20 protein-coding genes are annotated in these 26989 nt (G+C 54.9%); 10 read left to right on the top strand and 10 right to left on the bottom strand.

Annotated elements, in window-relative coordinates:
* Window positions 1–6 precede the first annotated feature (6 nt).
* Complete coding sequence (locus tag BCHO_RS09070) at window positions 7–1104, bottom strand: glycosyltransferase (protein ID WP_081707978.1); 1098 nt, start codon at window positions 1102–1104, stop codon at window positions 7–9.
* Between the two features lie 2 nt (window positions 1105–1106).
* Window positions 1107–2558, bottom strand: coding sequence for a lipopolysaccharide biosynthesis protein (locus BCHO_RS05960; protein WP_024541171.1), 1452 nt, complete (start codon window positions 2556–2558; stop codon window positions 1107–1109).
* Between the two features lie 256 nt (window positions 2559–2814).
* On the opposite strand from BCHO_RS05960, the gene BCHO_RS05955 reads away from it, so the two are divergent.
* The 6 genes from BCHO_RS05955 (at window position 2815) to BCHO_RS09065 (ending at window position 9062) form a co-directional block, all read left to right on the top strand.
* Entirely contained in the window at window positions 2815–3960 is a 1146-nt protein-coding gene (locus tag BCHO_RS05955) for an acyltransferase family protein (RefSeq protein ID WP_024541172.1), read from the top strand.
* A gap of 100 nt (window positions 3961–4060) precedes the next feature.
* Window positions 4061–5155 (top strand): glycosyltransferase family 1 protein, encoded by a 1095-nt coding sequence (locus BCHO_RS05950; RefSeq protein WP_237743050.1) that lies wholly within the window; start codon window positions 4061–4063, stop codon window positions 5153–5155.
* 33 nt (window positions 5156–5188) lie between these two features.
* Window positions 5189–6301 (top strand): glycosyltransferase family 1 protein, encoded by a 1113-nt coding sequence (locus BCHO_RS05945; protein ID WP_029675572.1) that lies wholly within the window; start codon window positions 5189–5191, stop codon window positions 6299–6301.
* Complete coding sequence (locus BCHO_RS05940; protein ID WP_024541175.1) at window positions 6294–7388, top strand: glycosyltransferase family 4 protein; 1095 nt, start codon at window positions 6294–6296, stop codon at window positions 7386–7388. The genes BCHO_RS05945 and BCHO_RS05940 overlap by 8 nt, the downstream gene beginning before the upstream one ends.
* A gap of 16 nt (window positions 7389–7404) precedes the next feature.
* Window positions 7405–8499 (top strand): hypothetical protein, encoded by a 1095-nt coding sequence (locus BCHO_RS05935; protein ID WP_152595879.1) that lies wholly within the window; start codon window positions 7405–7407, stop codon window positions 8497–8499.
* On the top strand, window positions 8496–9062 hold the full coding sequence (locus BCHO_RS09065; RefSeq protein WP_051354895.1) for a hypothetical protein: 567 nt from the start codon (window positions 8496–8498) through the stop codon (window positions 9060–9062). The genes BCHO_RS05935 and BCHO_RS09065 overlap by 4 nt, the downstream gene beginning before the upstream one ends.
* Before the next feature lie 93 nt (window positions 9063–9155).
* On the opposite strand, the gene BCHO_RS05925 is transcribed toward BCHO_RS09065, so the two are convergent.
* Window positions 9156–10346 carry an acyltransferase family protein gene (locus tag BCHO_RS05925; RefSeq protein ID WP_024541177.1) on the bottom strand — a complete coding sequence of 397 codons (1191 nt, stop codon included), beginning with the start codon at window positions 10344–10346 and terminating at the stop codon, window positions 9156–9158.
* A gap of 312 nt (window positions 10347–10658) precedes the next feature.
* Between BCHO_RS05925 and BCHO_RS05920 the strand changes: the two genes are divergently transcribed.
* Complete coding sequence (locus BCHO_RS05920; RefSeq protein ID WP_024541178.1) at window positions 10659–12119, top strand: flippase; 1461 nt, start codon at window positions 10659–10661, stop codon at window positions 12117–12119.
* Window positions 12120–12125: 6 nt separating this feature from the next.
* On the opposite strand, the gene BCHO_RS05915 is transcribed toward BCHO_RS05920, so the two are convergent.
* A complete protein-coding gene (locus tag BCHO_RS05915; RefSeq protein ID WP_051354896.1) occupies window positions 12126–13943 on the bottom strand; it encodes a DUF4012 domain-containing protein in 1818 nt (605 codons plus the stop codon).
* A 151-nt stretch (window positions 13944–14094) separates the two neighbouring features.
* On the opposite strand from BCHO_RS05915, the gene BCHO_RS05910 reads away from it, so the two are divergent.
* The gene (locus BCHO_RS05910) at window positions 14095–14919 is read left to right on the top strand and encodes a DUF4422 domain-containing protein (protein WP_024541180.1); all 825 of its coding nucleotides are present in this window, start codon (window positions 14095–14097) and stop codon (window positions 14917–14919) included.
* A 26-nt stretch (window positions 14920–14945) separates the two neighbouring features.
* On the opposite strand, the gene BCHO_RS05905 is transcribed toward BCHO_RS05910, so the two are convergent.
* Complete coding sequence (locus BCHO_RS05905; RefSeq protein WP_024541181.1) at window positions 14946–15875, bottom strand: glycosyltransferase family 2 protein; 930 nt, start codon at window positions 15873–15875, stop codon at window positions 14946–14948.
* 137 nt (window positions 15876–16012) lie between these two features.
* Here BCHO_RS05905 and BCHO_RS05900 point away from each other — a divergent pair, with 137 nt between their 5' ends.
* Together BCHO_RS05900 and BCHO_RS05895 are read left to right on the top strand one after the other, a co-directional pair.
* Window positions 16013–16576, top strand: a complete 564-nt coding sequence (locus BCHO_RS05900; RefSeq protein WP_024541182.1) for an arsenate reductase/protein-tyrosine-phosphatase family protein — start codon at window positions 16013–16015, stop codon at window positions 16574–16576.
* A gap of 167 nt (window positions 16577–16743) precedes the next feature.
* Window positions 16744–17850 carry an EpsG family protein gene (locus tag BCHO_RS05895; RefSeq protein WP_024541183.1) on the top strand — a complete coding sequence of 369 codons (1107 nt, stop codon included), beginning with the start codon at window positions 16744–16746 and terminating at the stop codon, window positions 17848–17850.
* 26 nt (window positions 17851–17876) lie between these two features.
* Here BCHO_RS05895 and BCHO_RS05890 read toward each other — a convergent pair whose 3' ends face one another.
* The 5 genes from BCHO_RS05890 to BCHO_RS05870 form a co-directional block, all read right to left on the bottom strand.
* Complete coding sequence (locus tag BCHO_RS05890; protein ID WP_024541184.1) at window positions 17877–18896, bottom strand: glycosyltransferase family 2 protein; 1020 nt, start codon at window positions 18894–18896, stop codon at window positions 17877–17879.
* Window positions 18893–19939, bottom strand: coding sequence for a polysaccharide pyruvyl transferase family protein (locus BCHO_RS05885; RefSeq protein ID WP_024541185.1), 1047 nt, complete (start codon window positions 19937–19939; stop codon window positions 18893–18895). Before BCHO_RS05885 ends, BCHO_RS05890 begins: the two co-directional genes overlap by 4 nt.
* On the bottom strand, window positions 19936–20868 hold the full coding sequence (locus tag BCHO_RS05880) for a beta-1,6-N-acetylglucosaminyltransferase (protein ID WP_081707980.1): 933 nt from the start codon (window positions 20866–20868) through the stop codon (window positions 19936–19938). Before BCHO_RS05880 ends, BCHO_RS05885 begins: the two co-directional genes overlap by 4 nt.
* 25 nt (window positions 20869–20893) lie before the next feature.
* A complete protein-coding gene (locus tag BCHO_RS05875; RefSeq protein WP_033491326.1) occupies window positions 20894–21853 on the bottom strand; it encodes a capsular polysaccharide synthesis protein in 960 nt (319 codons plus the stop codon).
* Window positions 21854–22033: 180 nt separating this feature from the next.
* On the bottom strand, window positions 22034–26845 hold the full coding sequence (locus BCHO_RS05870) for an Ig-like domain-containing protein (RefSeq protein WP_081930123.1): 4812 nt from the start codon (window positions 26843–26845) through the stop codon (window positions 22034–22036).
* Window positions 26846–26989: the final 144 nt, after the last annotated feature.

The following is a 26989-nucleotide window of genomic DNA, read 5'->3' as shown; positions in this document are numbered from 1 at the left end:
ACATCTTTACTCATTAAATAGTTCAGCCCATTTATTCAATACTTGGTCTAAGCTGAAATCCTTCACTCGTTCAAGAGACAGATCGCTATAGCGCCTCCGCAAATCGGCGTCATCCGTCAGCTCACCCAACACCTCCCCCATTCGTGTCGTATCTCCCAACGGAACAAGGAAACCGTACTGGCCATCATCTGTCACCTCACGCATTGCAGGGATGTCAAAAGAAACGAAAGGAAGGCCCCTGCTCATGGCCTCAGCAGCCACAAGCGGGAAACCTTCCCACCTGCTCGTACTTAGAAAAATACTGGCATTCGCATAATGCTCATCTAAAGCATCATCGTCAAGGGCCCCGCACAGCGTGAGCTTGCCTGCTAAGCCCTTATTCTCTATTTCAGACTGCAACCATCCACGATCATCACCGTCACCCGCCAAGGAGATCTGCCAGCCATCGGGCACAGACTCAGCCACAGCCAACAGATAATCAAGCCCTTTTTGTTCTTTGACCAAACGCGAAGTAGCCGCAATCGTCTTTCCCAGAAGAGAAGAACGGTGACCTTGATCATCTAAAGTCAACGGATTATATATAAGATGAATGTTTCCATTCAACTGCCTCCACCGTTGAGCACTATATGATTCAAGACATATAATGCCGTCAGATTCTCGCACCGCATGTTTCAGCAGCTTCAACTGTTCCTTAAAGTATTTATCGACATAAATATCGTAATTATTATGCATCCATAAAAGAATTTTTGATTCTGGGTGCAATTGTCTTACAATATCATAAAACACAAAAAAATCAGGATTTAATATAATATAATCATATTTTCCTTTTTTAAATTGAGAGCGAATCCAGGGCTCCCATGTATAGCCATGGTCATCACCACAAAAAACATAGCTTATCTTTCGTTTTATGCGCCACCAATTATACGAGAGCCACCCAGGCCTCAAATGCCTCTGGGTGCGCACAGGAAAGAACTCTTTGCGATGCGATAGGTTCACGAGCGTCACATCAAACCCGCGCGACGCTAGACCATTAGCTATCGTAGTGGTCACACGTTCGATACCACCCATACTCAATGACGAAACCGCAAAAGCCACACTTACCATATTCACGCCTTCTTTTTGATAATTCGCAATAATTGCTTCAGATCCCCGGTAGCGAAGAACACCGCACAGAACAGCACGAGATAAATTATAGAATACAACAATAAGTCAAGAGCATTGTTATCAAAAACAAACCTTATCTTGTACCGAAGCACTAACTGCGGTATAGCAATCAATGTCGCAATGCCAATGATGCGTAGCACAGGATAGAGGAAGTCTTTCATGGAACGGTCAAATGCCTTAACAGCCGTATAGTACGCAACAGTGAACAACTGAAGGAAGAACGCAACACTCACACATATCGTCAGCATCGTCAGATTATGCCCCATCGCGCCAACAAAAACTAGCAGCAGCATCGCCGCAGTCGCCAGCAGTCCCTGCCGGAACAACAAATCGGTCCGCCCGGCACTTTGTAGGATGCCACCGGTCACATTCATCACCATCTGGAATGCGATACTACATGACAGTATAAGAAAGAGAGGCACGCAGCTACTCCACTGCGGTCCATACATGATACCTACAATATCCGATCCACATAATATGCAGACGAACATGAACAGACTTCCAGACAAGGCCAGAAAACGAACCAGCAGCATCTGATAATGGAATAACTTCTCCTTATCATTTTGATATTCAGAAAGATAAGGCTGCAGAACAGTGCCTAGAATACCCGGCACGAACTGAATCGGATAAGATGTCAGTTTATACGCCTTATCGTAGAGCCCCAGAGGCGTCGACCCAAAAAAGCGTCCGATGATGAGGTGATCCGTGTTTCGCGAGAAATAGTTAATGATGCTGAAACCCGCTTGATACATTGAATACCGCAGCACCTTATGCACCGACTGGAAGATATGGATTTCATGGAATGTCAGCTGATCATGAATCGTAATGTAGTTCCAAACGAAAACCAGAACGGCGGTCACATTCAAATTCCACACCAACGCCGCAGTTCCCAAGCCACGGTAAGCCAAAAAGATTGCTACCGCACCACCGACCACGGTAGAAACGATGAGACGGATACCTATGGACATGAATTTTTTGTCTTTGAGCAACAATCCATTGGGCACCATGTTCACGGCATTGAAAAAAATCGATATCACCGTCAACAGACATAGATACTTGTAGGAATCGTCATGGAAAAACCATGCTATCGGATAACCTAATAACGCGAATGCGGCAGACAAAACGACACCGATTCCTATCGAAAACAGGAAGATGCCACCATAGTCCCTTTTCGTAAGATCCTTGAACTGAATGATCGCCGGCCCGAATCCCATGTCAGCCAGAATGGAGAACAAGCTGGTGAATATGGTGATCCCAGCCATCACCCCATATTCTTCCGGACTCAGCAATCGAGCCAGAATCGCAGTCAAAACCAGCTGAATAGCCACATTCAGATACTTCGAAGCGAACTGAATCGCTGATGCCTTCAGGAAAGATATGCTTTTCTTCTGCACCGTACCTCCGAACCGTGGGAAACGCATACCAGCATAAAGCTATGTTCAAACAAGCGTGCCCATCATAGGCATGTCTTTAATGCCTTGTTGCGATGCCCCTATAGCTGCTCACCTCTATAGGAGTCAGCGCTCATGCCTTTTCAACGTCATTCATCCATCAACTCCGATATGATACTTCTGTTCAATCACTACGTAGGAAAATGACAGGACCATACGCCTGAAGGAACGAGTTGAAGCATTGATAGATACGCAAACGATGAACCTGCAGCAAATGCAGGGGACGACAGCCAAAAACGCCCGTCGTGTCTTGTGGATCGACGCAGCCAAGGGTATTGCGATGCTTCTGGTGTTCTACGGCCATCTCGGCGGTGCCGGAGACAATCCATGGTTCCCGAATCTTACCGGCAGCATCTGGGTCGTATATCTTTTCCATATGCCGTTGTTCTTCATACTCAGCGGCCTCACTTTCAATCCGAACAAAGATTTCAGGACGTTCTTCGTTTCGCGGTTCAAACGGCTCATCATCCCATACTTCTTCTTTTCCATCTACGCATTGGGCAAGATCCTCCTGCTCATCATCGCCCCATCGGTGGTAGGCAGCTTCCACGCAGGCGCAATGGGCACCCCACTGAAGGAATTGGGCAACATTCTGTTGGGCAACACCAATGGGCTATGGTTCTTCCTTGCGCTGTTCTGGGGTGAACTCGCCCTCTATGGGCTGCATCGATTAACGAAGAATTCCAAATATCACCAATCAATGTTGCCGATCATCCTCGCTTTTTCCGGCCTCATCTGGTTTGCCGTAAGCTTTCTAGGAACATACAAATATGTCCCCTTCCAGCTTCTCCATGCCACCGAGGCCATAGCCTTCGTTGGGCTGGGGTGGATGCTTGCTCCTGCAATCAAAGCATGCGATAAGCAAAAAGCAGTGTATTCGCTTATCCTCTCCACCGTTGCGTTCATCGCGTTCGCCTTCCTAGCTCGCCGTACCGAAACCCATAATGTGGGTTGGTGGATCCTCCTTGCCGAATTGCCATACCTCTGCGCCGCCGTATTCGGATCCTTCATGACTGTATTCGCTGTCCGGTTGCTTCCGTCGTGGCGATGGCTGACCTACATAGGGCGCAACACGATGATCTTCTATGGCCTGAATGGTCTTTCGATGGCGATTGCCCGCAAGCTGGTATTCACGCTGATCGCCATCCCCTTGGTTGTTTCGCACCTCGCCCTGCAGATCGTCGTCGGTCTCATCGTCATTGCCGTCGCCTGTCTTATTTGTGCCATCGCCACGCCGATACTCAACCGCTGGTGCTGGTGGGGCGTCGGACTGCCTAAGCCTCGTTTCTCCAGAACACCCACTCAAGCATCGGCCGACGAACCAACGAGCATAGGCCGACCGTAATCACTAGACCAACGCATGCACTATATTGAAGAGAGATAGGAATGACTTAGAGGGGGGGGGATCACTCATCGTGCACAAGCCGATACATGTCGCTCAAATCATGGGACGTATGATGGGAGGCGGAGTCGAAGCCACCATCATGAATCACTACCGATTCCTCGACCACGAACAAGTTCAGTTTGATTTCATCGTGCAGGATGATTCCGACAACATTCCCGTTAAGGACATCTCCAAGGCCGGCGGTCGTATCTACACCGTGCCTTCCTACAAGAATCTCCCACGATATATCGCATCTTGCGAGAAATTATTCAGCAGGATTCATCCGGATATCGTCCATTCCAATATGAATGCGCTGAGCGTATTCCCATTACAGGCCGCCAAACGAGCGGGGATTCCCATCCGCATCGCGCATAGCCATAGCACCGACAATCCCAACGAGTTCGTCAAGACCGCGGCGAAGACATTCCTCCGTCCGTTTTCTCGAGTTTATCCGACGCATCTCGTAGCTTGCGGTTTTCTTTCCGCAGAGTGGCTTTTCGGAAAGAAAACCGTACATGACGGAGACGTGCATTACATACGAAACGCCATCGATCTACAGCGTTTTGTTTTTACCGATACGAAGCGTGATGAATTACGCAAATCCATCAACGTATCCAAAAACCAATTTGTCATCGGGCAGATTGGCCGTTTTAGCACACAAAAGAATCAGACATTCTCGATAGACATTTTACAGCGTTTACTGCAAATCATTCCCGATGCGGTATTGGTGTTTCTTGGTATCGGCGACACGATGGATGCTGTCAAGGAAAAAGTCGCGAGACTAGGTCTTGAACATCACGTGCGCTTCATGGGACTGCGTCATGACGCAAATTCCTGGTACAGTGCCTTCGACGCCCTGCTGTTCCCTTCACTATATGAAGGATTGCCGTTGACCATCATCGAAGCGCAGGCCGCCGGACTGCCGATTGTCGCCTCCGACCATGTCACCAAAGAGGCTTTCGTCAACAAGCAGTTGATCACCACCGTGGCCCTCAAGTCATCTCCCGAAGTATGGGCGAGAACGCTTGCCGATACCTTCAACAAGACAGGCAAACGTGCCGGCATCGACCATACGACCGTATTGAAGGAAGCGGGATACGAAATACGAGACAGCGCTCGCGACATGCAACAGTGGTACCAGCAAATCATGTCCTGATCTCGCGCTCACCAACTGAAAGGAATCCTTCGTATGGAACGTGTCCTTAACCTCATCACCAGCTTGGATCGCGGCGGTGCGGAAACGATGATCATGAATTACTACCGCCATATGGATCGCAGTAAGGTGCAATTCGATTTCCTCGTGAATCGTGAGCAAATCGGAGCATATGAAGACGAAATCCAATCCTTGGGTGGTCGTATCTACCGCATGGGGCCTATGTATCCGGGTCAGTTCGGCAAGTATAAGCGGGACTTCCGCGCATTCCTGCATGAGCATCCAGAATTCCGGATCATCCATTCCCATCTGGAGGAGCGCAGCTACTTCCCGTTGCGTATCGCCAAGGAGGAAGGCATACCGGTACGCATTGCGCACGCTCACAACGCCTACCGTGGCTTCAATGCGAAAACGGTATTCCGCGATTACTTCCGCTTGCGCCTTCCGTCATATCCGACCCATAAGTTCGCATGCTCCAAGGAAGCAGCTTTATGGCTGTATGGTCAGGATGCTGTAGACCATAACAAAGTCACCATCATTCATAACGCCATTGACGCTGCCCGATATTCGTTTTCCGAAACCGTACGCGAGAGCATGCGTCAGCAGTTGAATCTTAAGGACGCATTCGTGCTCGGCAATATCGGCAGGCTTGTCGAGCAGAAGAATCAAGCATTTCTCATCGACATTTTTGCTGCCGTCAAAAAACGCCTTACCAACTCCAAACTTCTCATCCTCGGCGAAGGAGACCTCAAGCAGAGTCTGCAAAAGCATGCTGCCGAAAAAGGCCTCGCCGACGATGTGATCTTCACGGGTTCCGTCCCCAACGTTCCCGACTATCTGCAGGCGATGGATGCATTCCTGCTTCCCTCGCTATTCGAGGGACTGCCGGTGTCCCTCATCGAGGCGCAGACTTCAGGACTTCCTTCATTCGCGTCCGACACCATCACCCGTTCCGCCGACGTTTCCGGACAGGTGGATTTCCTCCCGCTGCAGAAGGGCGCAGATTTCTGGGCGACACGGATTCTTGATCACCCTACCGAATCCCGGCATGTTCCGAACGACATGCTCAAGCGGCATCACTATGACATCACGCATGAAGCGGCGCAACTGCAGCACTTCTATCTCCACAGGCGGTGCATCAATGGCTAAGACCAATGTAGCTTTCTTCATCAATGACATCACCTCGAGCGGCGGAACGGAACGCGTCACCTGCATGATCAGCAATATGCTGCAGGAGACCGGTGATTACAATATCGTCATAATATCGTTGAATGAATGCGGCGGAAACATCAAGTTTCCACTGAACAGCCGAGTGCAAACAACGAAAATCAACGAGACACCAAAGTCCGGCATCTATCGGTTCCCCACCGTATGCACAAGATTGGCGCGACTTGTTCGTCGATACAAAATCGATGTTCTCATTGACGTTGACGGCATTCTGGATCTGTATTCTGTTCCAGTGAAACTGCTTACTCGTGTGAAGTTCGTGTCCTGGGAACATTTCAACTTCCATCAGAATCCTGACGTGCCATATCGCAAACTGTCACGCCAGCTGGCAGGCATGTTCTCCTCCGCCATCGTAACGCTGACCGATCAAGACCGACAGCTGTACGAAGAGAACCTGAAGGTGCGGCGCGCCAGAATTCTCACCATCCCCAACCCGATGAGCATACATGAGCCCACCGTTTACGACTCGGGTTCCAAGACCATTGTGAGCGCAGGACGGCTGACCTACCAGAAGGGATTCGACATGCTTGTCGATGTCGCCGCAGCTGTGCTGCCGCAACATCCCGACTGGACGTGGCTCGTTCTGGGTGAGGGAGAGGACCATGACAAGATTACGGAACTTACGCACGCCAAAGGTCTTGACGCGCAGTTGAAGTTCCCTGGACGAACCAGCCATCTCAACACGTATTTCGAAAAAGCGGCCTTCTTCGTAATGACCTCACGATTCGAGGGACTGCCAATGGTGCTTCTGGAGGCGAAGGCCGCCCAGCTGCCGCTGGTCAGCTTCGACTGCGAAACCGGCCCCCGCGAGATTATCGAGAACGGCGTCAACGGCTTCGTCATCCCTTGTTTTGATACGGCCTCGATGATCGAGCACATCGACAAGCTCATCGACTCCCCTTCGCTGCGCAAGGAGTTTTCAGCGAACAGCTCTTTAGGAAACAGCAAGTTCTCCCCCGACAGCATTCGGGATCAATGGATTGAACTTCTCCGCACGATCATCAAGTAAGGCATTGGAGCTTACTGTGAACACCCAAAGACGGAAAACCACACTCCTGATTTTCACCTTTGTTGCGATGATTGTGGCAAAGATACTTGTCCTGAACCTTCCGGGAAAGTATTTTTACGACAATACACGAATTGTCTCAATGGTAAACAAAGACGGCCTAATTCCTTCATGGACCGGATCATATGAAACCACCGCCAACATTTTCACATTTCTCAATGTGTTAAATTTGCGTACGATGACAGAGTGGAGCCTTATCCTCGGCATAATCCTTACCTCCTTTGTATCTGTATTCATCTTCATAAATACCAATCTCGACTTTTACCAAGAGTTATTTTGGCTATGCTGTATTGTCCTACTCAATATATATGTCTTCAACATAGGCAAGGATTCCATTCAGTTCTGCTTCTTCCTTCTTGCTTTCATTTTTGCAAAAATGAAAGCTTCAAAAACCATTCGAATAGTATGCATATCAATACTCTTCTATATTGAAAGTGTCTACTTCAGATCGTACTTCGTTCTGGTCGCTGTCTTCTTCATCGCCATTTCGATTCTCACCTTCCATATTCAGGAATCCACGACCAGGATCAAACCGATTTCATACTACCTGTACATTCTGCTCGTCGTATACATGTTCCTCATCGCCGCCTCCGTCTTGTTCCCCGAACAGTACGATGATGTCGCCAACGTGCGTGCCGGCGTCAATGAAGGCCGTGAAGGTGCAGCTGACGCCGCGACGCTGATATCTAATCTGATTCCGGGAGAGTCGTTGCCGATTGCGCTCGTAAATTATCCCATCAACGCGATACGCATGCTCCTGCCCCTGGAGCTCGTTTTCAAAGGCGTCACCTACATACCCTTTGTCGCGTTCCAGCTATTCGCCACCATCTATTTGGTATGGTACTCAAAAGGAATCCTCAATCGTACCATCACCAACAGTAGTTGCATCCTCTCCTATGCGATCTATCTGGCTTTCCTACTCACATCGTTCTTCTTTGAGCCTGACTTCGGATCATGGGTGCGTCACGAGATGGCCGCCTTCCCCGTGTTCCAGTATTTGTTCTTCTCAAAATACTGCAAATTTGACACTCACCGAAAGGAAGTCTCTGCATGATCGTCACAAAGCAGGATTTGAAAGAATACATCGCCGCTGATCTCTCTGTCCAACCTGCACCTAAATCGCCTTTCAAACGTCATAGGCGCAAGCAGATTCGAATGAAAATCTTCCTTCGAAAGAGCGAATATCATTACAACAATCGTAATAAATCAATTATCCATAAACTGCTTTACCTCTACTGGTGGTCTCGCTGCAAACGTGTACAGGATTCTTTCTGCACGGAAATCTGCCTCAACGTCTTCGGCAAGGGTCTTACCATATGGCACGGCGAACGGATCATCACCAATCCGAACGCACGCGTAGGCGACTACTGCAGCATCACGTCTGGAGTGGTGATTGCGCAGGCCCATGACGAGCATCCTGTCATCGGCAATCATGTCGAACTTATGATTGACTCCAAGGTACTCGGCGGAGTAAGTGTAGCCGATCATGTTCGCATCGGAGCCAATGCCCTCGTGATCAAGAGCATTGATGAACCTGACACGACGTGGGGAGGGGTGCCAGCCAAACAGATTAACGATAAGGGAACCATCGAAACGCCAGTCCCTATCTGCTATTAGGTTCTGCGCCCTCTCTCTTTGCCAAGCTGCGATGCTTCGGCGAACAAATCGGTGGGGTGCATCCGTTATTCCGGATGCACCCCACTGATTCTCTTATCTGGCAGCGGAAGACACATCACTTTGCGAGGAAACAACACCCAGCCTATCGAGAAGACTGACACCCCGATCGAGCAGCTTTTCCGCCGTAGCGGCGATCCATGCATTCTGCGGCTGCACATTACGGTCTATCGACCAACCGAACATCCAATGTCTCAGCATATCGAGCATCAGCGCCACCAGATAGACAAGCAACGCCAATCCCACTAGCTTCGTGACGCCGACAAAGCCCGAAGGCTCAGTGGCCACCAGCGGCACAAGCACCAACGCCGCGCACGGATGCGTGCACACCAGATAGACCGCGAGCGTCGAAGCCGCCACATAGTTCACCGATCGACTGTGACGCGGTCGTGCAGTCGTCGCCAGAACAACAATGCCCAGCGCAACGCATATCGACGAAATGCATCGAGGCGAGTTCATCCATACAGTCCATATGGCTCGATTGGGCATGATGCACTGAACAATCAACTGGCTTCCCAGTCCGAGAATCAAACCGAAAATAAGCAGACGATACCCGATTCCTTTATTGGCGACAAAGTCAGGCATATGCCACTTCACATAGCACATCAGAATATACAGATAGACGAACAACACTATTGAGTAAATCATGTTCAGCGGGAATATGCTCGCAGGTGTCCAGCCAAACATGAGTAGCAATCCTACACATAGCGCGGCGTGCCGTGCACGCGGTAACGCGCGCAGACCGCGAGTCAACAAAGGACAGACCAGAAGGAAGAGCATGTACGAGGTTGGATACCACCACATGTTCGCCGCAAACGGGAAGATGGTTTTCAGACCCAGCGCAGCAAGTGGTTTACCCTCTGGCGTCGTTCCGCGCATATGCCAAATAGTCAGACATCCGGCGAAAAGCACAACCGACCAGAACCACAGCTGCTTCTCAAGATGCCAACACCTCGAGAGGTTCTTCCTGTAGCTTTGCCGTTCATCGCATAGGAACCAGGCGCTGATCACAAAAAACAGGCAGTCTCCTACGCCTCCCCAATTACTGAGGAACGAAACAAACAGCGTCGGTCCAAGACGTTGCACATACCCGGCATCGACATCCACATAATGCAATGCGTTCCACGGCGCATGATTCAGCACAATCATCACCATCGCAATGAGCCGCACCACTTCCACGTTGGAGTTGCGTATCTTCGTGGGCTGCAGCTTCCCATGCGTTGTCATTTTTGCGTTCCTCTCCCATGCACTATGCAATACATCGCACCCCGACACTATTCGTCGGTCTCTCGATAACGAAAGTAGCATCCTCCCCTCACCTTCGCCACCCATGATCATTTGGCTACGATGGAGGACACTGTGACCCCTCCATGTCCTGTTCCAAACGTCAGACTCTGCGCAAGTACGCCGCGAACGTTCCTGCGCAGTCGCCCCCTATTCCCCGTCTGATCGCCGACTACACTGGCTACAGGTAAACGGATACACGCACAGTGCGCATCCCACGCGGCACGGCATAATCAGGTATAAGCGGGAGCTCCCATGTCCAAGCAGACGCGCAAACCGGTCATACGGTCGGTCAAGTTCAACGTCGTCATGAACGTCATCCTGACGGCCTCCGGATTCATCTTCCCGCTCATCACCGTCCCTTACGTGTCCCGGGTGCTGGGCCCGGCAAACAACGGCATCGTCTCCTGGGCCTTCACCTTCGTGGGCTACTTCACGCTGGTCTCGCAGCTCGGCTTCAATATGTACGGCACGCGCGAATGCGCCAAGGTGCGCGACGATAAGGAGAAGCTCAGCACGGTGGTGCAGGAGCTGCTCCTTATCCTGCTGTGCAGCACCTTCATCGTCTACCTGGCGTACATCGGCTTCATACTGTGCATACCACGCACACGTGAGCAGCTCCCCTTGATGTTCATCGCCAGTGTGATGCTCTGGCTCTACAATTTCGGCGCCGAATGGTTCTACCGCTCCATCGAGCAGTATGAGTACATCACCGTTCGCAACATCGCTTTCAAACTTCTCGCGCTGGTGCTCATGTTCATCTTCGTGCGGCAGACCGGCGACTATCTGGCCTACGCCGTCATCAATATCATCGGATCGGCTGGCTCGAACGTGCTCAACATGCTGCGCATCCGCTCGTTCGTCACGTTCTCCCGCAGGTACAAGATGAATCTCCGGCGCCATTTCAGGGGAATGCTTGCGTTCAGCATCTCCAGTATCACGTCCGGAATGTACTCGCAGATCGACATGCTGCTGCTCGGCTTCTTCTCATCCAACTTCGCGATGGGCCTCTACCAGCTCGTATTCAAGATCCGCAACCTGTGCACCAGCGCCGGATCCGGCGTCACCTCCGTCATGCTCCCCCGCATGTCCTATTACGAATCCAACGGCGGCAACAGGGACAAGACCACGGCGCTCGTGGCCAAGAACCTCAACTTCCTGCTCATCCTCGGACTGGCCATCATCACCGCCCTCGTCATCTGCGCGGAACCGATCATCCGTCTCCTCGGTGGCGATGACTATCTTGGGGCCGCAAGCGCCCTAAGGGTCAGCGCACCCATTGTGCTCATCACATCGATCAGCTCGATGCTCTCCCAGTACATGATCGCCGCCGATCATGAGAAGGCCCTCACCATCACCAACGTCACCGGTCTTGTGCTGGCCATCGTGCTTGAATGCGCGTTCATTCCCCTTCTGGGCATCTGTGGCGCAGCGCTCGGCCTGCTCCTCACCGAACTGATTGTCTACGCGATGCGCGCCTACATGCTGCGCGACTATCTGAGACAGGTACGCAAGCACACCGACTATGGCCGTATCCTCATCGCCTGGATCATCGCGAGCGCGGCCACCGCAGTCATGTTCTGGTTTATCCGCGAATCCAATCCGTTCTTCTCGATTATCGCGGCCGCCGCCGTATTCGCACTCGTATACGGCGCACTGCTCATCCTGTTCAGGGAATCGTTCATGATGAGCATGCTGCACAAGGACCGCGGCTGATTCAGCTCATCCGACCGGACACAGATACGTGTACCGCACGTTCGCGGTCTGCCGCCCGGTCGGCGTCTCATCCACTTCGAGCTTCTGGGTGGCGTCTTCGGACACCACCACATCGAACGAGTATGTGACCGTCTGCCCGGGTCGCAGCTGCACGTATGTGCGGAACACCTCAGCCCATTCGAGCGCGCCGGTCGTCGGCGCCGATCCGCCGCCGGTCACGCTGAAGTCCTTGAGCTGGCCACCGGCGGGCGGATAGAAGACGATGGTCTCCATGCCTGAACCCCCACGGTCCGGATATGCGCCCCAATCACCGGTCACATAGCTGGACAGTCCCTTCAGCTCCTCTTTGGCGAATGTGTTCGTGAGCGTGTACTCCACATGGTATGTGGCCGGTCCCGACGATTCGCAGTTCGTCTGCTTCACCGTCGTGGAACGTTTGATATACCACCCGACCTTGGAAGGGTTCTTCTCGGTGAGATAGATGCCCACCTGCGGCCTTGCGGCATCGCGGGGCACGTTGGCCGTCAGTCCGAGCTCGGTGAGCACGGTCTCGAGCGACTTGTTGAACGAGTAGGCGTTGAGGTGCCGGTATCTGGTGAGTGCGGGCAGATCCTTGACGAATGAGGCGAATGCACGCGGACTCGCGCCTTTCATCATCCTGCTCACGCAGTCCCTGGCCACTGTGGAGAACACGCCGTCGGTGTCGTCGGAGGCGTGATCCTTGTACACGGTGTTGAGCAGGTATTCCGCGGTGTTGTCGCCGGTGAGCACCTTCCCGTCCTGAAGTTTCACATCGCCCAGCGCTTTGACGAGCGATTGCACGAACACCGGGTCGGCGAGCACGACGCCGTTAAGCGTCACGCCGTCGCCAAGAGGCGACTGGTTCCAGATGTTCCGGAACAGCTCCGCCACGCGCTTGGTGGACGGCGCGTTCGTCACGTCGCGCACGTCGTACCGCAGATGGATCGGCCCGTCAAGCTGGTAGAGCGCATACTCGTCCTTGTTCACGTTCGTGGCCTTGTAGTCGAGCAACTCCACGTTGGACATGAAATCGCCGATGGTGATCTTCCCATGGTCGAACGTGACGGTGCCGATCGACCCGACCAGACCCCCGCTGCCGCGCATCTCCGCCGTGGTCATGGCGAGCACGGCGTACGTCTGGACCTTGTCATATCCAAGCCATGTCCTGATGTTCGGCAGCACGGTGTCCGCGGCCGTCGTCGTGGCCTTCTTCGCTGCGGCCAGCATGTTCCTGCCGCTGTCGTATGCGCCAGCAACGACGCCCATGTGCGCTCGTTCGATGGCGTCGTATTCCGCGATTTTCTCGTTGAGCGACTTGTTCGCTTCGGCAAGCGCAGGCTCGAGCTCCACAAGCGCCTCAGCGTCGATTCGTCCGTCATGGAACAACGTCCTGAAATCGAGTTGACTGACAAGGTTTGCATACCGGGGCAAAGTCTGTTCCGCAAGATCGGCGATCACTCCGGTCATCCGCTGCATCACCTGCACATCGTGGCCGACTCCGGGCAGTCCGGCCGCCGCATTCCACCATCCATTGTGTGCGATGTCGCGCGCCGCGGCGGTCTCCTCCTGCATCTGTTCGACGGTTGAGTCCATATCGGTGAGCTCACCTTCGGATATTGCGTGTTTCACGGCGTCAACGGCCGTGTTCTCATGATTGCGGATCTGCACCGCCTGCACTGCGTACACGCCGGCGATGGCGGCCAGGCACGCCACAATCGCGATGATGAGCCACTCCCACCACCGTACATGCTTCATGCGTGCCGTAAGCCGATTGCGCATCGTCAGAATCTCGCCTTCCGTCATTGCCGTTCCATCTTTCAATGAGTGTCTCGGGCAGTAGTCCGGGCACCCTCCTCGCAATGAGTCACCTCATTGTACCGATATCTCCTGCAAACGCTGTCTTCGTGATTTCAAGCCCGGTTTTCGTCTCTCTCCTCCGGTATCTTCAAGTATTGTGGGAAAGGCAGAGGAAGTACCCGAAAAGGGCATTACCATAGGCATCGCCATGCATAAACCGGCTCCGATTCCTCATGGCCGCGCATACCTTCCCATTCATGTAGGCGCCGCCCTCCATCCGGACGTACTCACCGACATCCAGCAGGATGATACCGGAGACAACATCTCCGAACTCAACCCGTATTACTGCGAGCTCACGGCACTGTATTGGCTGTGGAAGAACAACGACAGCGACTACAAGGGACTCGTCCACTACCGCCGGCTGTTCGCCACCAGAAACTTCTTCAAAGGACGCGGCCGCAGCAGCGACCCGCTCGCCCGCGTAATCAACGACGACGAGCTTGCACAGACGCTCGCTAAGCATTCAGTCATCATGCCAACGAAGCGCTACTACGTGATCGAGACCATTCACTCACACTACGTGCACACCATGTATGCCGAGCAAATCGACGTGGCTGAAACGGTGCTCGCCCATATGACTCCTCAATATATGTCTGAATGGAAGAAGCTCATGAAGCGGCGCAGCTCACGCTTCTTCAACATGATGATTATGGATCGCGAGCACTTCGACGCCTATTGCGCGTGGGTCTTCCCCATTCTCGCCGAAATTACACGCCGACTGCCGCCGGACCAGTATGAGGCGTTCCACGCACGTTATCCGGGACGCATCAGCGAGATGCTGCTCAATGTGTGGATCGACCACAACAACATCGACTTCGGTGAATTGCCCACCGTCCACACCGAATCCATCAATTGGTGGAAGAAGGGGACAAGCTTCCTCAAAGCGAAGTTCTTCAAGAAGCGCTACACCGGCAGCTTCTGATTCCCCTCTGCCGCACCGCGAGTACTTCAGCATTTCGGATAGTATCTGCCGTACTTCTTCTCCGCTTCCAGCACATACCTGAGCGAATGCATATGATGTCTGAGTATCGCACGTTTCTTGGCGCGTTCATTCCCCGCAGCAGTCCCCGTGCTCACACCACCGGCATGGGTCACCTTCAGCTTCGGCGTATAGAGAATCCGGTACTGCTTGCGCATGCAGTACTGGAATAGCAGATCCTCCTCATGGTAAAGGAATGTTCTGCCATCAAGCGCTTCGGTTTCCTCCCGAACGAAGCGGTTGGCAAAGATGAGGCAAGCCCCGTGGAGCTGTACCTGCTCATGCTCATGCTTCGAGAGTTCAGCACTCGCATCCCATCGTGCATCCCCTGCAGTGGTGGAGGCACCGCGTACACGCTCATAGATTCCCGGCATCACCGCATACGCGGCACGAATCGCCGCATACTTGAGATAACTCTTGCGGTAGTTTGGCTCCGGTACCTGCGGATTGGTATGGGTATGGGTCTTCATGGTGACGATGTCCGGACCAATGACGTCATATCCTCGCTTCGCAACCATCTCGAGTTGTTCGATGAAGTCCCGCTGTTTCACCACGAGGTCGTTGTTCATAAGCGCAATGGCAGAGGCACCGAGTTCCTCACGCGCATACCGGTAGCCCGTGTTCATGCCGTTCGCGAAGCCGAGATTGCGTTCGTTATGGAGAAAATGCACATGCGGCTTCTCGGGCAGATCCAAAAATCGCTCATAGGAGCCGTTGCCTGAACCGTTGTCCACGATCACTATGGTCACATCGGCACCATAGGTAGGCAACGCCTCAATCGAATCAACGCAGGCTTTCGTCTCCTCGAAGTTCAGATAGTGGAGAATCACAAATGTTATCTTCATTCCAGTGGCCATACCTCGTTCTCCCATCAACTTCACGGTGTCCGCCATCTCCATGTCCCGCAAGCCATCGTCATTCTATAGGTATAAAGAGACGCTGGTTTAACCATTGGTATGCCGCTCCCTTTAGAATGAACGGTTGGTTCCTGCCCGGAAGGAAACCTGCGAGCGCATTGAGTCGAAAGGATGGCCCGATGAAGGTACTGTTCGTATGCACCGGCAATATCTGCCGTTCACCAATGGGCGAGCTCATGTTCCCACTGTTCTTCCACAGCGATGCCGTCGAGACAGACAGCGCAGGTGTCAACGGCCTCATCGACCACCAGATTGACCCGTCCAGCAACAAACTCCTGAAACTTGACGGTATTGACGCGAGCAGCTTCCGTTCAAAGCGGATCACGCCCCAGCTCGCGCTTTCCTCCGATCTCATCCTGTGCTTCACCGAGGCGCAGCGCGGCAACATCGTCACGCTCGCCCCACGCGCCCGTTCCCGCACGTACACGGTGAGCGACTTCGCCAATCTGTGCAGATACTGCGCTGAAAACGGCCTCATCTGCGGAGACACAATCGAGGACCGGCTCGATTCAATCATTGCCAACGCTTCGATGGTGCGCCCGATGCTCCCTGCCTCGCAGGACATCAAGGATCCGTATCGCAGGGAATTCAAAATGTTCCAGAATGCCCACGATCAGATGGGCTACGCCTTTGCAGACATTGCCCAAGCGCTGGAGCCGTCACGCGCGTCTCATGCGGCCTGATTCCACTCCCAATGGGCAAGAGAATCCATATCCCCTCGTTCTACCGTTTCCGATATAATCGCCTTCGTGGGCAGAATCAACGGAAAGAGGGGCGACGGCCGCTGCCTCATTGCACCTGCACCTGCGCCCTCTGGCAGACCTTCCATGCGAAACGGAGCCGATAACCGATGACCGCCTACATCATCCTCATTGCGCTCTGCATATTTACTGATTTCATCTGTCGCATCAAATCCGGACAGCTCGCCCGAAAGACGCTGCTGGCCCTATGCTGCCTCAGCATAGCCGTGCTCACCGGCTTCAGATACGAGGTTGGCGCCGATTACGAACATTATCTTGAAGTCTATGACTACATCAATTCGCCGTACATCGAACGCGACTATGAGGAAATTGGCTACCGCCTTCTCAATAAGGCCGTGGATGCCGTCGGCTGGGGTGCACGCGCCATCTTCATCATCAGCGGAATCCTGCTCGGCATCGCCTTATACATATTCGTTTCCCAGGTAGTCGCGCAGTACTCCTGGGGTTTCTTCATGTTCCTGTTCGTATGCGGAGGCACCTTCTTCTCATCGCTCAACCTCATGCGACAGTACATGGCGCTCTCATGTTGCCTAGTGGCCTACGTGCTCTGGAAACGACACCATTCAATCTGGGCCGTACTGCTGCTCGCACTCGGGGTGTCCTTCCATAGATCCATTCTCATCGTGCTGCTGCTATTCCCTCTCAGGTTCTTCCTGCGCCGTAGCCGGAATATGACGATTCTAATCATGTACATCGTGAGCTTTACCGTCCTCATCTTTGGCATGGACTCGATCATCAGCACCATTGCGAGAATCGTTCCATCGTGGAGCGGCTATGCGAACGTCGACACCAATGAATCTCGTAACACCATAGCTTTGCTCAAAGCCATCGTGCCGAACATGCTGCTGTTCTACGGCTTGTCCAAGTCGCGCACACTGTTGCCGAACAGCGAACTGGCTGCGGATACGAACAATGAACGCTATTCTCAGCGCAGCTTCATGCTCACCGGCACCATTACGTTTGCGGCCATGTCCATCTGCTTCGCCGGTGTCATGATTCTCACGCGACTTACTGAATTCTTTGCACCGCTGTACTACGTGTACCTGTGCAGGCTCATTCAGGATGAGAACCGTGAAATGAAGCCGCTGCTCAACTATGCGATCTATCTGTACTATCTGGTGCTCACCATCGTCACAATCTTCGTCATGAACAGCAATGACGTGATGCCTTACCAAATGGCTTGGAAGGTCTGGTAGCTCCTCCGCGGAACCGGTTTCGGAAATCAACCGAGCTGCTTATGCCTCACCGAACAGATGCACTTCATCACAGCATAAGAGCGGTGCCGCAAAGCCATGACGGACATACGCTTGCCAAAGCCGAATGACTTGGTGCTTGCATGACGAATCGCATACGCATGGGCTGGTTCATCCAGCACCTGATTAAACGCCTTCCGACGTGCCCCGTCAGACCAGCCGTTCGACTCGTTAAACACATAGTGGAGCATGAGCAACAGCGTGTAGAACACCACATGCTGGAGATAAGCATCCATAACGCGCTGCTCGCCGACACGCGTCACCTCCTCCCGTATCGTATTGAGAGCGCGCTCAACGAGGTCGGCATAGTCCTCATGAAACTTCATGACCTGTGAGCCCTCATGACGCTGGTACACATATACGTCCACCGGCACAAAACCGATTACCTGCGCACGGGACACGGCGTCGAACACGAACAGTGTGTCCTCGTCTACCGAAAGATCGGTGTTGAACCGCACGCCCGAATCCACGAGGAATTCGCGATTGTAGAGCTTGGACCATGCCATGGCCACGCCGCGGTCCACTTCGAGCGTGGCGGCCATGAACTCCGTATGGCCCTCATCACCGGTGTAGATTGCCTCAGAATTGGCAAACGAGCAATGCTCAAGTCGTCCGTTCGATTCCTTGTAGTAGCTCCCCTGCGCGATCTGACAGTCATGGGAATCGGCGAACCGCATGAGCTGCGCGACGCCATCACCCATGAGACGGTCATCGGAATCAAGGAAGCAGATCCAACGGCCATTGGCCTCGTCGATACCGGCATTGCGCGCCGCCGAAACGCCGCCGTGCTCGATTTGCACTGCGTGCGCGCAATCATCGGAAAATTCATCGACGACGTCGATGAGCCCTGACTCCGGCTCACCATCGAACACAACGATGCACTCGTGCGGCATCGTGAGCGCGGTCGTGCTCGTCAGGGCAGCGCGCAGACGCTCCACGGGCGTGCGGTAGACGGGAATGATGATGGTCAGGTCGATGGTGTCGCTCATAGCGCCTCCAGTCGTACGGCGAGCTCTTCGAGACCCGTATAGGAGGCGTCCGAGACACGGTCAAGGTTGCTCACTCCGCCGTATTCACTGGCGAACGCGGCGAGCTTGGCGCGGTATGGAATCGGATGCACATCACAGCCATACTGCAGACCGAGGATGCATGCATGCATACGGCCAGACAGCAGGAAGCCGGTGCGGTTGAGCAGGTCAATGAACGCCGGCAACTCCAGACCGGTGCGTGCTTGTGCGTCGAGACCGCGCGCCACGAACTCCTGCGCCACCTGCTCCGGATAGTCCTCGGAACTCACCGTGGAGGTCACAATCACCGGCGTGTCAGCGGCCTTCTCCGACCGCAGCTCAGTCGCCATATAGTCCATGTAGGCATTCTCATCGGCCAGATGGAGCGTGTTATAGCCGGCAGCGTTCAGATGCACCGGTATGCACAGGCTTGCGTCGTGCGGCAGTTGGTGCACCGTGTCCGGAAAGATGCGGGTGTAACTGAACACGACGTCCGGATGACAGACGGCGTCCACGCCGTAGTCGTCATGCATCATACGTTCGGTCGGCAGATCTCGCACCGAGATATATGCGCAGGTACGCAGCGCCTGTGCGAATCGTTTGGCGCTTCTGCCGGGCCGGAAATCGCCGCTCACACCGGTAACGAAGACCGGAATGCCGCGTTTGGCGAGCTCCTCGCACCAGATGGGGAACGCCGAGGCGAAGCCACGATGGCTCGCGGCCAGCAGTTCGCCTCCGCCGATGACGGCAGCATCGATGTACTCGGCATCCTCCATGCGCTCGAGCAGTGCACGAATGCGATTCCTATGCCAATGGTCCATGAGCGCGGGCATATGGCGGGCCGCACGCGGAAGGATCTCCCTGCCGTCAAACGCGAGCTGGATGCGTCCCTCCACGTATTCCTCATAGGGCGCGCTCGTCACGTCGAATCCGCGAGAGCGCAAGAACGTGCTGAGCACGGCGTCAATGGCCTGATCGCCGATATTGTCCGTATGCCCCTGATTGAGCAGAAGAATGCGGCTCATGCGGCCACCTCCTTATGATTCAGCAGTCCCTCCGCATTGCTGGCGATGGCGTCGTCGATAGTCTGATACAGTTCCACAGACTGAGGAAGATTGAACTTCCGTGCGAAAAGGATGTCCGGCGGCTCGAGATGCCTGATATCCGCCGTCGTAAGCACGCGCGGTGAAGAATCCTGTGCTGAGACCCATTCCCATTCGATATAACGCAGATTGGTTGTTCCAGTGATCGTCTTCTCAAGCGGCGTGCCGATGAGTTCACTTACCAGGAATATCTCATCGCAGCAGTAGGTCCATCGATAGCGTTTCGTAATTTCGTCTTTCCTGCGCACAAGTTCCGCCACCGCCTCGTCGGTGATACTCACCCACTGGATGGCACGCTTCATCTCGTGTCCCTTGAACCGCCGCACACCGACAAGTCGCTGCGCATAACAGGAGGCGAAATCAATGTATTTCCACAGATTGCGCTTCTTGCCTACGAACTTCTCCTGAAGGAAATGGTACTGGTCGAACTTCATGCGGAAACGGTCGAGCTCGGGCTCGATCTGGATGAAGTTCTCACCGTTATGGTGTTCAAAGTAGTCGTGGATGTACTGTTGGGACTTCACGGGATAATCCACTCCGGACAGCAGATGATAATAGCGGAAGCCGCCGTCCTTGTAAGCTGCCTCGAACAGACGCAACTCGGCATCCACAATGCTGCCGCCGCCCCAGGCAATCGCCTTACGGTCGATAAGCGTGACCGGACTGTGTTCGGTCAGGTGGGCAAGTGGACGCACGTCCATCGTGGATTTAGCATCGACATGCATATAAATGGCGTTATCCGGATAGTCAAGTGCACGAATCAGCCTCTGCAGTTCCTCAGGCCGGTCGTGCGCGATGATCAGATATGCATGCCGCATTGACGCTCCCATTCTTTCCCTTTCCTCATCCATCACTATAAACTGAGCCCTTGCCGGACTATTTCAGTTGTTCCATAACCGCGAGGAATCGGTCCAAATCGTGTTCGGATTCATGCAAATTCGTCTTATAGATCCATGTGCCGGACTCACGGCACCGGTTCACAAGCGTGCGCCCATCCAGGGAAGACTGCCCGAGGACCCACACCATCGGCTGTTCGCACATCACGTTGTTCGCCGACACGCGCGTGTAGGAATCACGCACCGCGGGGACCGTACGGGCAAGTCTCGAGAGATAATATGTGAGGAAGTAGTCGACGCGCGTGTCGAACCGCGTCCAATACTCTTCGGTGAGGGCGAGCATGACGCGGTTGAACAGCGCATGCGGCTGCGCAGCCATCATGTACACCTGCCAATCAAGACCGTCCGGAATGGCGGCCGCGTACGGGTACGGCTCAAGTCCTTTGACTGACCAAAATGGCACGCCAAGCACGCGGTCAATCGGGATGGGGGCAGTCTCATAAAGCGAGAGGTCCATCCACACGCCTCCGTAACGTTCAAGCAGCAGGAAACGCAGATAATCGGAAAGGTGCGCGCCAGTAAGCGCGCCTTCACGGTAACGCTGTTCAATAATCGGTGGGATGTCCACGAGTGTTTGGATTTGCTCGAGGTCCACGATGCGGATGTCCATGTCCGGATTTTGTTTTCTGATGGAGCCAACGAATGGTTCCGCAGTCCGGGGCAGTTCGTTTGCGCCCTGTAGCCACATCATCCAGATGGGTGCCTCGTGTACGTCAACGAACGGTTGCGCGCTCTCCGGCATGTCCTTCCATGTACTGAGGGCGCCGGCGAACTCGTGCGCAAACCAGTTCTCCATCAGAAGTACACGCGCATGATTAAGACGTCCAAGTGTGTGATTGTCCATGGAAACCACGCTTTGCAACGCAAGGCGTGCGAGATTGACGGCGCTATAGCGCATGCCGACACGCAGATCCAGCATCGTTTTCCTCAGTGCGTTCATCCCCGCACCCTCCTCATGGCATCATGACATCGCCGTGTGCCCATCATTGCATGAATGACGCCATATTGTACAAAACGTTCGTAGGCGCCTCCGAAAACCAGCATCATTATACGTGAAAAGGGCACGCTACGGAGCGAGCCCTCTTCACACGGTCATATATGACTATAACCGTCATGGCCATCAGCCGAGGTGGGTGTCGAGACGGTGCAGGAACGCTGCCATCTGCTCGCGCAGCGCCGAATCGCCACCCGAGAACTTGCCGTCCTTGCCGTTCACGATGCCAACACTCGCACCCCACAGAATCTCACGAGCCGCGAACGTGCCACGATTGACATCCGAGAACCTCGCATAATCAGCAGCCGACGGCGCGAACGACTTCGCGCCCGCATCACCCTCAACAGCCGCGAAACGGCACAGGAACGTCACCATCTGATCACGCGTCACCGCCGCATCACCACCGAACGAGCCATCCGCACGACCCGTCGTGATGCCCTTCGACGCCGCCCACAGGATCTGCCTCGCACCGAACGAATCACGATCCACATCCGGGAACCTCGCATAATCAGCAGCCGACGGCGAATAATTCGCGGCCTCCTTGTCACCCCGCTGCACAGCCAGACGATGCAGGAACACCACCGTCTGCGCACGCGACGTATCCTCCGAAGGACGGAACGTGCCGTCACCGAAACCGGTCGTCACGCCAGACGACGCCAGCCACTCGATATCCGCATAGAAATGATGCGACTTCGGCACATCCGAAAAACGAGAATCAACAGGATCGACCCTACCGGAAACCGTCAGCAACACCGAATCGGAATGGCCACCGACCTCCACCATGATCATCGTCAGACCCTCACTCTTGGCCGTCACCTTACCATTACCATCAACAGTCGCAACCGAATCATCCAACGACGACCAAGTAGCGCCAGCCACCGACGCATTCGACGGCGTTGGCACCGCCGTGAGCTTCCTGTTCTCGCCAACTTTCATCGTCATCTCGCCCCCCGCAATTCCGGAACCGGAAATCGCGATAGACTGCAACACCGGAACCGGAGCACCATCCTTGACAGTGACGGTGATCGAGGCGGACTTGCCGCCAGCCGTCGCCGTGATGCCCGCACTACCTGCCTTGAGACCACGCACGTTGCCATTCGCATCAACCGACGCAATCGCAGCATTCGTCGACTTCCACGCCACCGTGCGATCGGTCGCATTCGACGGCGCGACCGTCGCGTTGAGGCTCAGACCAGCGCCGACATTGATCGTCGCCTTGCCACCCGACACACCGGTACCCGAAATCGACACCGACTCAACCGGAACCACGGTCTGCTGCTTCGTCACCGTCACCTCGACCGACGCGGACTTGCCACCCGCCGTCGCCGTGACCGTCGCCGAACCGGCCTTGACCGCAGTCACCTTACCCGAAGCGTCCACCGATGCGACCGACGCATCCGACGACTTCCAACTGATCGCACGATCCGTCGCATTCGACGGGGAAACAGTCGCCGAAAACTGCTTCGAAGCACCCTCGGTCAGCGAGAAGTCGCCACCGGCAATCGACACCGACGACACCGGAACGGTCACCGTGCACGGAGGGTTGTCAACGGTGAGCTGGCCGCTCTTGACGAGCAGCGACTCGCCGGTGCCCTTGTAGTTCTTCTCGCCGTTGTTGTCCCACTGGCCGGCGCCGTTATTGAACACGAACTCGACCTCGTCCTGATCGGGGTTGTCGATCGTGTACTTGACGTAGCCGTCGCAGGCCGCTTCCATCTTCACGCCCGGAACGGTCGTCCACGTACCCGCGGCACCGCCCTTGTTCACACGGTAGTGCAGATAGGTGGAGTTCGCGCCGAAACCGGAGGACGGATAGTAGACGGTCGTCGTCGTCGGGATCACGAGTTCACCGGTCACGGTGATCGTGATCGTGTCGGTCTTGTCGCCGGCCTTCGCCGTGATCGTCACGGTGCCGGCCTTGTTCGCCTTGACGTTGCCCTTCGAGTCGACGGTTGCGATCTTGTCGTCGGAGGAGGTCCACGTGACCTTCTTGCTCGACGCGTTCGACGGCGCGACGGTCGCGCTCAGCTGAGCGGTGCGGGAGACGCCGAGGTCGATTGACATCGAATCACCCTGATTGATGGTGACGGAATCGACCGGAATCGTGATGACCGGGCCGCCGGCGGCGCCGATGCGGGCGAGCGGAGCGGAGTAGGAATCATCGTCGGACTTCTCATAGGAGTTGTTCTCCTGGGAAGTCGTATCCGGAAGATCGGCGTTGTCGTTCGCCGCAAGATCGTACGGCAGCGAGTCCATGCCGGACAGGCCCATTGTCGCGACGATCTGCACGCCGACACCGGTCTTCGCGACATCATCAGCCGTGATGCCGAGCTCCTCGAGAGGAATCGACATCTCGTAGTTCACATCCTCCGCAGCGGAGTTGTGGCCCTTGCTGTTGAACTCGACCCAGTTGGCGTTGTCATTCTTCATATCGCCAGGGACACGGTTGTGAGCTGTTCCCCAGCCACCGTCGATGCCCCAGACTTCCTTGCTCAGGATGCCCTTGCCATACTTGAACTTCATGTTCGTCTTCTGGGTGCCGGTCTTAGGATCTGCGCCTGGACCCCAGATGGCCGCGGAGCTTAGACCGTTCTCATCGCCGCCGTACATCCACGGGCCGTTAGCGCCGTTGTACGAGATGGCGACGAGGTTGTTGATGCTCTGCTCCCACTGGTTGTTGGAGGCCCAGATGGTGCCGCCGGTCGTGAGGTTGAGATTCTTGCCGATCTTGTTGTCGGAACGGCCAGTGTCCAGAACGATCCACACAGGGCAGTTCAGCTCGCCGAAGAGCGGACGGCCGATTGGGTAATTGTCACCCGGATCGACGTAGTCCTGAACGTTCGTCATCTCCCACATCAGGTAGAGATTAGTATCGTCCCAAGTGCCATACAGCGTGTAGAGATCGATAGGGACCTCATACATCGAGTTTTCGCGGTAGACACGAGGATCGTCATTCGCGGCGCCCTGGGCGATGATCATAGAGGAGTCCCAATCATTGACGTTGCCATCAACGGTGATCGTCTTCTTGTTCTTCTGACCAGTCAGATTCGTCGAATAGTACTTGGCCAGATTCTGCGCCGCACGCTCAGTCTTCTCGTAGGTGTACTTGACGTTGAAGTCCTTCTGCGTGGTGCCAGTGCCCTTGCCGGTCAGCGTCAACGTGATGACATCGCCAATCTCAGCGCCAGCGCCGATGGTGATTGTGGTGCCATCCTCAATGGAGCCCGACTTGCCGTCGGAGGTCGAGTACTGCGCGTTGGTGACGTTCTTCATGCTGATCTTGACGTCAATGCTGTTGCCGGTGAACGTCGTGCTGCCCGGGGCCGCGCTGAGGTACTCGACATCGCCGACCTGGCCGCCGCCGTTGAAGAACACGGACACGGAGCCGCCCTTGGCCTGACCTGAAACGATTTTGCCGTCCTTGACGGTGATGGAGCCGCCATGCACCTGATCCTTGTAGGTTCCGTTGTCAAGCACTACGGCGGTGCCGTTGAGATCACGGTCTCCACCGGAGTTGACCACGGTCACGCCGTCGTTGTTGTCGGCGCCGTCGGAGACGTAGCGCTGAATCATCAGGCAGGAATCATCGCCGCAGTTGGCCAGATTCTCCGGAGCGCCTTCCATCGCGTTGCGGAACTTGTTGACCGCGACCACTTCCGGGCTCTTCCACTCGTCATCGCCGGCGGAGCCGAGCTGCGTCTGCTCGGAGAACTGCGGGTTGGAACCGCCGGAGCCGACGGGACGGTTGAAGAACAGCGGAGCTCCACCGGCGCGAGAACCAATGATGCCCCAGCCCAGACGGATCTGCTGGGCGGTCATGCCGGTGGATTCGCGGTCATCATTCGCATAGTTGTCATGCGACTCGACCCAAGTGACGAGCTGGTTGTCCTTGACGCCCTGACCCTGCAGGTTGCGCAGGGAATTCGCGTTCATGCGGCCGCTTCTGACGGCGCCTCGCACGGCCTTGCCGTAGTTGGAGCCGGTGTTGCCGCCGCCGTTCGACGAATACTTGTCGAACAGCGCCGGATATGCCGCGACGTTCAGACCGGTGTCGCCTTGAAGGACCTCGCCATACTGGTACTGCGCGCCATTCGGCAGGATCGTATCGAAGTACGGCGAATGCTGCTCGAACTCATCCGGAAGCTCGATGTGCTTCGCGGCGTCATAACGGAAGCCATCAACGCCGTCAGCGACCGCCCGCGTCAGGTAATCCTTCATGCGGTTGCTGACTTCCTGGCTCTGCGTATTCAGATCCCACAGACCGAGCAGGTGGCACTGCGTGACCTTCCAGCGGTTGCTGTAGTCGATCTGGTCGCCGTCCTGGCCTCCGCAGATGCCGTTGCGGGTGTGGAACAGGTTCTTGTCCTGCCAGTTGCTCTCGATGGCGTTCCAGTCGGAGGAGAAATGATTGATGACGGCGTCGGCGATGATTCGGATGCCGTGCTTGTGGGCTTCCTCGGTCATGGCCTTGATCTCAGCTTCGGTGCCGATGACCTTGTTGCCGATGCCGGTGCCGGTCGGCTGGTACACGTAATACCAGTTCTTCGTGAACTTCATGCCCTCGACCGGTCCCTTGATCGTGCTCATCGGCACGGTCTGGATCGAGGTGTAGCCAGCGTCCGCGATTGCCTGCATGTTGTTCTTGATCGTGTTGGCGGACCACATCCATGCATGCAGGATCGCGCCATAGTCCATTTCCTTGGACAGGCCGTACTGCTTGCGTGCGGCTTCGAAGGATGCATTGCCGAGGGTGCGATCGTAGCTGGTGGTCGGTCCCACATGATCAGCCGCCACAGCCGTGGAGGTTCCCACGACCATGCCACCGGCGAGTGTCGCCGCGGCAGCGAGGCCGGCGATCGCCTTCTTCATGAACCCGCGCCCTGACGGACGCTTGTTCGAGACGGGAGACTTCTCGTGCTCTTCAGACAGAGGTGTCATGCCACTGTCTCCTTTTCTTCTCTAGAATAAGGTTCTTTCTTTCCTTGTAATGCAGTCCCCGTCAGCACAGACGGGAACCCGATGCGGCATCCTCCCGCCGCCGAATCCACCGTCGAGGAAAGGATACAGACAGTCAGCACCATC

The organism is Bifidobacterium choerinum, assembly GCF_000741135.1.
GTDB lineage: Bacteria > Actinomycetota > Actinomycetes > Actinomycetales > Bifidobacteriaceae > Bifidobacterium > Bifidobacterium choerinum.
The sequence above is the reverse complement of the archived record's forward strand: the minus strand, read 5'-3'. Positions and strand labels throughout refer to the sequence as shown.

What these genes read in the sequence shown, in the direction of transcription:
- BCHO_RS09070 (WP_081707978.1), bottom strand. Translation starts at nt 1,104, where the DNA reads ATGGTAAGTGTGGCTTTTGCGGTTTCGTCATTGAGTATGGGTGGTATC.
- BCHO_RS05955 (WP_024541172.1), top strand. Translation starts at nt 2,815, where the DNA reads ATGAACCTGCAGCAAATGCAGGGGACGACAGCCAAAAACGCCCGTCGT.
- BCHO_RS05950 (WP_237743050.1), top strand. Translation starts at nt 4,061, where the DNA reads ATGGGACGTATGATGGGAGGCGGAGTCGAAGCCACCATCATGAATCAC.
- BCHO_RS05945 (WP_029675572.1), top strand. Translation starts at nt 5,189, where the DNA reads ATGGAACGTGTCCTTAACCTCATCACCAGCTTGGATCGCGGCGGTGCG.
- BCHO_RS05940 (WP_024541175.1), top strand. Translation starts at nt 6,294, where the DNA reads ATGGCTAAGACCAATGTAGCTTTCTTCATCAATGACATCACCTCGAGC.
- BCHO_RS09065 (WP_051354895.1), top strand. Translation starts at nt 8,496, where the DNA reads ATGATCGTCACAAAGCAGGATTTGAAAGAATACATCGCCGCTGATCTC.
- BCHO_RS05925 (WP_024541177.1), bottom strand. Translation starts at nt 10,346, where the DNA reads ATGACAACGCATGGGAAGCTGCAGCCCACGAAGATACGCAACTCCAAC.
- BCHO_RS05920 (WP_024541178.1), top strand. Translation starts at nt 10,659, where the DNA reads ATGTCCAAGCAGACGCGCAAACCGGTCATACGGTCGGTCAAGTTCAAC.
- BCHO_RS05915 (WP_051354896.1), bottom strand. Translation starts at nt 13,943, where the DNA reads ATGACGGAAGGCGAGATTCTGACGATGCGCAATCGGCTTACGGCACGC.
- BCHO_RS05905 (WP_024541181.1), bottom strand. Translation starts at nt 15,875, where the DNA reads ATGGAGATGGCGGACACCGTGAAGTTGATGGGAGAACGAGGTATGGCC.
- BCHO_RS05900 (WP_024541182.1), top strand. Translation starts at nt 16,013, where the DNA reads ATGAAGGTACTGTTCGTATGCACCGGCAATATCTGCCGTTCACCAATG.
- BCHO_RS05895 (WP_024541183.1), top strand. Translation starts at nt 16,744, where the DNA reads ATGACCGCCTACATCATCCTCATTGCGCTCTGCATATTTACTGATTTC.
- BCHO_RS05890 (WP_024541184.1), bottom strand. Translation starts at nt 18,896, where the DNA reads ATGAGCGACACCATCGACCTGACCATCATCATTCCCGTCTACCGCACG.
- BCHO_RS05885 (WP_024541185.1), bottom strand. Translation starts at nt 19,939, where the DNA reads ATGAGCCGCATTCTTCTGCTCAATCAGGGGCATACGGACAATATCGGC.
- BCHO_RS05880 (WP_081707980.1), bottom strand. Translation starts at nt 20,868, where the DNA reads ATGGATGAGGAAAGGGAAAGAATGGGAGCGTCAATGCGGCATGCATAT.
- BCHO_RS05875 (WP_033491326.1), bottom strand. Translation starts at nt 21,853, where the DNA reads ATGAACGCACTGAGGAAAACGATGCTGGATCTGCGTGTCGGCATGCGC.
- BCHO_RS05870 (WP_081930123.1), bottom strand. Translation starts at nt 26,845, where the DNA reads ATGACACCTCTGTCTGAAGAGCACGAGAAGTCTCCCGTCTCGAACAAG.